Annotated in this window: 5 protein-coding genes and 2 pseudogenes; 1 reads left to right on the top strand and 6 read right to left on the bottom strand. The window is 63.2% G+C overall.

Translation table 11 applies throughout. From position 1 onward, the window contains the following. The 3 genes and pseudogenes from AKL29_RS44880 to AKL29_RS15395 form a co-directional block, all read right to left on the bottom strand. Positions 1 to 399: pseudogene (locus AKL29_RS44880) on the bottom strand (porin family protein); the annotation flags it as partial. Positions 400 to 759: 360 nt separating this feature from the next. Continuing rightward, positions 760 to 1,185, bottom strand: coding sequence for a hypothetical protein (locus tag AKL29_RS15400; RefSeq protein ID WP_050384775.1), 426 nt, complete (start codon positions 1,183 to 1,185; stop codon positions 760 to 762). A gap of 230 nt (positions 1,186 to 1,415) precedes the next feature. Then, on the bottom strand, positions 1,416 to 1,736 hold the full coding sequence (locus AKL29_RS15395) for a His-rich protein BRANT (RefSeq protein WP_038377671.1): 321 nt from the start codon (positions 1,734 to 1,736) through the stop codon (positions 1,416 to 1,418). 284 nt (positions 1,737 to 2,020) lie between these two features. On the opposite strand from AKL29_RS15395, the gene AKL29_RS15390 reads away from it, so the two are divergent. Then, complete coding sequence (locus tag AKL29_RS15390; protein WP_050384774.1) at positions 2,021 to 2,569, top strand: tetratricopeptide repeat protein; 549 nt, start codon at positions 2,021 to 2,023, stop codon at positions 2,567 to 2,569. A gap of 167 nt (positions 2,570 to 2,736) precedes the next feature. Here AKL29_RS15390 and AKL29_RS15385 read toward each other — a convergent pair whose 3' ends face one another. From AKL29_RS15385 to AKL29_RS15375, 3 genes and pseudogenes are all read right to left on the bottom strand, one after another. Next, the gene (locus tag AKL29_RS15385; RefSeq protein WP_050384773.1) at positions 2,737 to 4,692 is read right to left on the bottom strand and encodes an acyltransferase family protein; all 1,956 of its coding nucleotides are present in this window, start codon (positions 4,690 to 4,692) and stop codon (positions 2,737 to 2,739) included. A 251-nt stretch (positions 4,693 to 4,943) separates the two neighbouring features. Next, positions 4,944 to 5,855 (bottom strand): NAD(P)-dependent oxidoreductase, encoded by a 912-nt coding sequence (locus AKL29_RS15380; RefSeq protein ID WP_050384772.1) that lies wholly within the window; start codon positions 5,853 to 5,855, stop codon positions 4,944 to 4,946. A gap of 130 nt (positions 5,856 to 5,985) precedes the next feature. Beyond that, positions 5,986 to 7,168 (bottom strand): annotated as a pseudogene (locus AKL29_RS15375) (MFS transporter). Between the last annotated feature and the right edge of the window lie 91 nt (positions 7,169 to 7,259).

Genomic DNA, 7,259 nt, shown 5'->3' with positions numbered 1-7,259 from the left:
CGGACCCCAGGTGTAGCCGAGGCGGCCGGTCACCGAACCGATCTGGTCGGTGTTGCCGGTCACCAGCGTTCCGCCCGGGAGCAGCACGCCATTGTTCGAGGAGTTGGGCAGCCAAGAATACTGCGCCTCGGCGCCCATCACCCAGTTCGGGGCGAACTGATAGTCGAAGCCGCCCTGCACACCACCCATGAAGCGCGCGTCGCTGCCCATCAGGTTGTTGCCGTCGGTGAACGCGCCGCCGACATGGCCGCCGATATAGAAACCGGTCCAGTTGTAGACGACAGCGGGGGCGGTATAGGGCGGCGGTGCCTTGGTATAGGTGCGGGCCGGCATGTCAGCCGCAAACGCAGGGCCCGCAAGAGCGGCCAGCGCGACTGTGCCGAGCAAAAACTTCTTCATTTCTGATCCCCGTTACTAACGCTGCGCTGTTAAGCCAAACAACGTGACCTCAATTAGGTTGCTTTGGGGCAATGCCGCACCCGTGATGTTTCCGAGCTGTGACAGGGTCGCAACAACGCCCGTTTGTTCCCTGGCACAGAAGGTTTTTTCACCGGTTAAGAAGCCGCATCTCGGCTGGATGTAAGTCGCAGACGGCTAAAGTGAAGTTCAACGCTCCCCGAAAAGTGATCGGAGTTCGCTAACGTTTCGATCAGGCTTGCGACAAGCGGCCGCGCAGAAGCGCAATCAGATCGCGCTTCTGCCACTTGTTCGGGCGTGATCTTTTCGGAGAAACCGCTTCACACTTTTCCGGATCATGCCTTAGCGCGACATCTTTTCCAGTTCCGGAAATGCCGCGTAGGACGCGCCGGCGCAGGGCTCGGCGGGGTTGTCGAGGATGCGGTCGAGCCGGCCGTCGACAAACAGGACACCGCGCTCGCGGGCGGCGCGATAATTGCCGTCGGTATCCTTCGCGCTGTAGCGCAGGCATACGACGTAGCGCAGTCGGCCGCCGACCGTGCGCTGCACCGGCTCGGCGATAGCAGCCTCGCGGACCCCGACCGGATTGTTCAGGTAGGTCCGCATGAAGGCGAGGATCTGGTCGCGGTAGCGGTCCGGGAATGGCTGGTTGGCGACGCCCCGGTCATCGGTGAAGGTGGTGGGCCCGCCGCCGTCGTCGCTGGTGAGGCAGCCGGCGAGCGGAAGCGAGAGCAGCAGGATGGCTGCCAGTTGTGATGAAATCCGCAAACGACGCTGTTCCCTGAGTCCCCGGAGGCGTCTCATAAACTGCCGGGCGGCCAAAGGGAATTCGCAACTCGGTTATTCTTCGCCCGGGTTCACAACCGGAGCCGGACGCACTCCGGCCCGTCGCCATTGGGGAAGCAATGGACGGACGGGCCGGGTCTGTATCCAAAGAGCGCAGCGGGGCAATGTGGATCGAAACTACGCCCTTCGGATCAGATTCAACCGCGCCTGGGTCAGCCGCGTTTGGCTGGCGCGACGTGCTTGGTCGCGACCTTTGCGTGGACGTGCTTGGTCGCATGCTTCGGAGCCTTCACCTTCAGCATGCCCATGTGCTTGTGGTGGCGGTGATGGCGATAGTGCTTGTGGTGCATCTTGGCGTTGGCGTTGCGCACCTTCGACGGCAGCTGCTCGCTCTTGATCACGGGAGCGGCCTTGGTCGCCGGGGCAGTCGTGGTCGCCGGCGCGGGCGTTGCGGCCTTGCCGGTCTCGGCGGCGAGCGCGGGCGCTGCGATCACGGACATGGCGAGCAGCGCGGCGGAAATCGTCTTCAGCATGATGGTCCTCCTCGTCGGGATCGAGAGGTCTCCGGCCGGATGGTCGGCCTCACCGATCAATGCACGTGACCTTATGGGTCGCGCACTGAACCCGTTCTGAAGGACCCTGACGGACTTCATTCATGTGCATGACATCTCTGTCATGTTCTCCTCTACCGCCGGAAAAGCAGGATCACGCAATCGTGGGATCGGCCGGGAATGTTCTGCACCCCTGGGTGTTCAAGTCATCAGGCTTCGGTGTAGGATTACCGAGCACGATCAGGAACGATCAGGAGCAACCAGGAATGAGCAGGAAGACGAAGTTTTTGGGCCTCGCAGTGCTCTCGATGACGCTCGCCTCCGGGCCGGTCATCTCGGCCTATGCCGCGGGCAGCGACAATCCCTCGCCGCCGGCTTCCGACAGCGGCAGCAGCAAGGGCAAGAAGGCGAAGAAGAACAAGAGCTCCGCGATCGACGATCAGAAGTTCCTGGCCGGCTATCGCGCCGCCTACACCACGATCTACGACAAGCACGACTATACCGCCGCGATCGAGCAGCTGAAGGCGCTCGGCCAGGATGATCGCGCCGACGTCGCCAACCTGATCGGCTACTCCTATCGCAAGCTCGGCGACTACAAGGTCTCGCAGATCTGGTACGAGCGCGCGCTGAAGGCCGACCCGGCCCATGTCCGCACCTGGCAGTATTACGGCCTCTGGCAGGTCGAACAGGGCAACCGCGATCAGGCGCAATATCACCTGAACCGCATCGCCCAGCTCGCCGGCACCAACAGTGACGAATATCGCTCGCTCGCCGCAGCGCTGGAGAAGCCCCCGGGCACCGGCCTGGTTTACTGAGTTAAGGCAACCGCTACATCGAGCCGGCGTGGTCGCGACGACTGCGCCGGCTTTTTGCTGTGTAGGATGGGTAGAGCCAACGGGTCCGCGCAAAGCGCGGCCCGACGATGGACTCCGCGAAACCCATCCTTCGCGCGATGGGCACAGACGATAGGTTTCGCTTCGCTCTATTGCAGGACCTGGTCGATGTAGGAGGCGCTAGATCGTACAAATGTCGGCCGAAGGTGCATGGCGTCTCGATAGATCGGATCGCCGGCCAGCGTCAGGGTCGGGCAGCTTTCCCTGTCACAAAGGCTAGGAATGGGGTCGATGATCTTCACACCGGCGGCCTCGAGTGCTGCGCGTAGTGTTTCTGTCAGGCTCAGGCCCTCGCGTTGGGTTGTGAGTTCGATTGGGCTGGGGACGATCTCGAAGGAGGTCAGCTTGCGTCGGATCATGCTCGGCGGGCTCATCAACCCGGAGAGAGGGATGTTCATGATGGCATAGACGGTTCGCCCTTCTTGGGTGAACTCTTTTGCCATCGCCGCCAGCGCGTTGATAGCGCCGGTGCGGCCATCGGGTTTTGATGCGCCCTGATCTTTGTATCGATACGGCGAAGCGGAGTTGAGGTAGCCCCACCAATGCGCGCCGAGCACGACGGTCTTGATGTCCTTGTCGCGGATTGCGGCTTTGGCTGCATCGACGAAGCCGGCGCAATAGGGATGCTGGACATCCGTCAGGTCAGGCATGGGTGGACAGCCGCCGTAAGTGAAGAAGTAAACGCTGTCCCTGTTGAGGCGGTCCTGCGACGCAAGGAACTGCACCCGAGGCCAGTACATCTCCATATTGCTGTCCCCGAAGAACAGCACCGAGTGCGGGCCATTGGAGGATTTGTATTTTCGCAGTACGAAGCCCTTCCACCCCAAGGCTTCAAGGTCGTCGGTTGGATAGGACCATTCGCTTGCGGCGTTGATGATGCGATCGAGGCCATACCTCTGGGCATTTGAGGTGAAGTGGTCTGACGAGATCAACTGTCCGGTGAGACCGATCACGATGCACAGCGTTGCCAAGACGGCTGCTGCCGAGCGCTTGGTGAGGGACGTTCCGAACCGAATTGGGCGTTCGATCAGATAATAGGTAGCCGTTGCGCAAGCGACCGCGGCAGCGACAAGGGTCCAGGTCTCGGCTGTGCCGAGGGAACCTCGATAGATGGTCGCTAGGGACAAGAGCGGCCAATGCCACAGGTAAAGCGGATAGCTGATCAGGCCAACGAAGACCGCGGCGGGATTGGCCAGCAGGATACGGTTGATGAGTGTCGCCGGGCCCGCGGAAATGAGCAGCGCGGCGCCGACGGTCGGAAAGATGGCGCGCCAGCCGGGGAAAAGCTGGTGACTGTCAAACTGCGTTGCGGCGACAGCGATGAGGGCGAGTCCAGAGAGGGCGCGCAGATTGGACGAAAATACCCGCTCAATGGCGGCAAACAGTCGGGCGGTCGCGGTCTCCGACGAGACGTCACGAAAAGCGAGGAGACAGCCGATCAGCAGCTCCCATGCTCGTGTGGTCGGCATGTAGAACGTCTTGACCGGGTCGCCAGCGACGGTCGCGAGATTGAGGGCAAGAGACGCGATCAGCGCGACCCAGATCAGGGTGCCGAGCGCGAACCGGCTGCGATAGAACAGGAGGACGATGACCGGCCACGCCAGATAGAACTGCTCTTCGATGGCAAGCGACCAAAGATGCAGCAGAGGCTTTTGGATCGAGGCCTGGTCGAAGTAGCCGGCCTGACCAAGAAAGACGAAATTCGCGAAGAAGAATGCGCCACCGCGTATCTCCTGACCGAGGCGCAGCCACTCCGCCGGCAAGAGCCACAACCAGCCTACGGCGCACGTCGTGATGAGGACGAGCGCGAGCGCTGGAAAAATTCGACAGATCCTGCGGATGTAGAAGCGCAGGAACGAGAACCGGTAGGCCTCCATCTCGGAGAACACGATGCCGGAGATGAGGAACCCGGAAATGACGAAGAAGACGTCGACGCCGATGAATCCCCCCGGAAGCGCGGTTGGAAACGCGTGGTAAAGCACCACGGTGCCGATCGCGATCGCGCGAAGTCCATCGATGTCTGGACGGTAGGAGTGTTTGTTCATTGAGCCCTGCGGGTGTGGTGCTACCACCCCGGCTCAATCTACTGCAACCCATAATAGACCAACCCAAGCCGCCTTCGAGCGGCTTTTTCTTTGGAAATCCAATGACTGACCTCGTTGCCCTCAAGGCGGCGAATGCGAACCGCTGGGCGAAGGCCCAGCTGACAAAGAGCGCCCGGCGCCCTACGTTTGGTCTGGAACGGGGCACCGTCACCGTGGCACGAAGTCGATGGGTTTCGCTTCGCTCTACGAATTTACGAATCGCGAGCGAGATCGGCCATCCGTGCAGCATACGCATCGAGCACGTCATCGGCGCTGTAGGCCTGGCGACCCGCGAAATCATCGCCCAGGCCGGGCCGCGCCGATGTCCTGAGCCGTGCGGCGGTGGCTTCCGTCATGATCGGTTGCAGGCCGATCTCGCGCAGCCCCTCCGCGACACCATCCATCTCGACGGCGCGGCGCTCGGCGTGCAGCACGTCGGTGCGCACGCACATGTCGACGAATTTGCTGTAGCGCGTCGCGTCCATCGGTTCACAGATGCCGCGCAGCGCTTCGCTGCGCACCCCCGCGAGCGAGGCGGCGGTCAGCGCCTCCACGATCAGCGCCTCCATGCCCTTGGTCACCACGCTGCGCAGCATCTTCACCGCCGCCGCCGTGCCGGCGTCGGGGCCGGCGAGTTCGATCGTGAAGCCCAACGGCGCAAACCACTCGGCGAAGCGCGCGGCGCCGTCGCCCGAGCAGTACAGCGGCACCGCCGCACCATAGATGCTGACCGCGCCCATCAGGTTGGCATCGACGAAGGCACCACCGCTCCCCGTCACGGCATCGCCCACCAAGCGCTTGGCTCGGGGCGTTGAGGCGTTGACATCGACCACCAGCATTCCCGGCCGAACCAGGCCGGCGATGGCTTGGCCGACCGGCGCGGCGGTCGCCACCACGACGGCGGAGAACACGATGTCGGCGCGCGCCATCAGCGCTGGGAGGCTGTCCACCAGTTCCACCCCGCATGCGGACGCCATATCCTGAAACGCGTCCGAATACGGCGGACGATTGGTCTTGCCCTCGCAGAACACCAGCGGCGCGGGACCGCCCTTGCCTGCGAGATGTGTCGCGAAACATTGCGCCGCCTCTCCGAAGCCGACAAAGCCGATCACCTGCTGGGTCATGCCAATGCCCCGTGCCATGTTTCGAGCGCGCGATCACGCCCAACGCATCACAATCAAAAGCAAGCAAAAGTCGTGCCTGGCCTCACGGATTGTACAAAGAGTGGACCGACCTGTCCGGATCATCGTGACGTCACGGCGTGGCGATGATCCCGACCTCACGCCTTCGGCGGCCGAGAATCGCAAGCAACACCAGCGCGCCGACCGAGCAGGCGAATGCGAGTTCGAGCACGGCGTTGCTGCCGACCCGCGTCAGCAGACCGGCCAGAATGGGCGGCGATGCCGCCGAGATCAGGTTGAGCGGCAACGCGATATGCGACGTCGCCTTGGCGAACGCACTCTTGTCGTAGAACACCAGCGGAATCGTCGCGCGAGCGACCGCAAGCGCGCCGCTGCCGAGGCCGTAGATCAGGATGAAGGCCGCGATCGCCAGATGGCTGCCGTGGCCGACGATCAGAAGCAGCATCGCGACTGGCAGCAGCGTGCCGGCGACGAGCCCCGTGGTGATGCCGTCCCAGCGGCCGCCGCCCAAAAAGTCGATCGCGCGTGCCGCCACCTGCACGATGCCGAGCATGGAACCGAACGCGACCGCCTCGGTTGTCGACAGCCCCTGCGCTTTCAACAGTTCGACCAGCACAGCGCTGAACCCGAAGCTAACAAAGGCGTTGAGCGCGATTGCTGCGACCACCAGACAGAACGTGCCCCCGGCCGGAGGCGTCGCCACCGACCGGTCCGACGCCGATGCTGTTTCAGCCTCGCTCGCCACCCGGCGCGGCAGTCCGAATGTGTAGAGCGGCAGGCAGACAAGGACCATCGCCGCGGCATAGAGCAGACAGGTGCTGCGCCAGCCGACGGCTCCAGTGAGGAACGCGGTCGTCGGCCAGAAGATGCTGCTGGAAAGTCCGGTGACCAGCATCAGCGCGCCAATCGCCCCCTTCGCGTTCCGCCCGGCCACCTCGTTCAATACCGAGGACCGCCCACGCGACGAAATAGAGCGCGGCCTGATGCGCGCAGGCCAGCACAACGAAACCGAGCGCGGCAATCACGCTGCCGATCATCATGACGCGCCGCGCGCCGACGCGCCGGAACGGTTCCGCCAGCACCGGCCCGCACAGACCCATTGTCACATACAGGGTCGACGTGCCGGCAAACACCATCGGAAGCGAGATGTGGAGATCGGCCGCAATCCGGTTACCGGCAATGGCCGGCAGGCCGAGGGTCCCCCAGCCGAACACTTGCGCCACGGCAAGGACAAGGAGCACTCCGGCGATCTGCCGATCCATTCCCGGGAATTGGGCCCGGTTCTTCCCCGCCATGAACCTGTCCACCGCGTTTCAGCCAAACGCTTTGGCTAACCGATGCGGCGTGAGATATCATGATTGATCCGGCCGAACCGGCTCGGACCCG

Source organism: Bradyrhizobium pachyrhizi (genome assembly GCF_001189245.1).
Taxonomy (GTDB): Bacteria; Pseudomonadota; Alphaproteobacteria; order Rhizobiales; family Xanthobacteraceae; genus Bradyrhizobium; species Bradyrhizobium pachyrhizi.
Note: the sequence above shows the minus strand (reverse complement) of the source record. Positions and strands in the feature narration are given on the sequence as shown.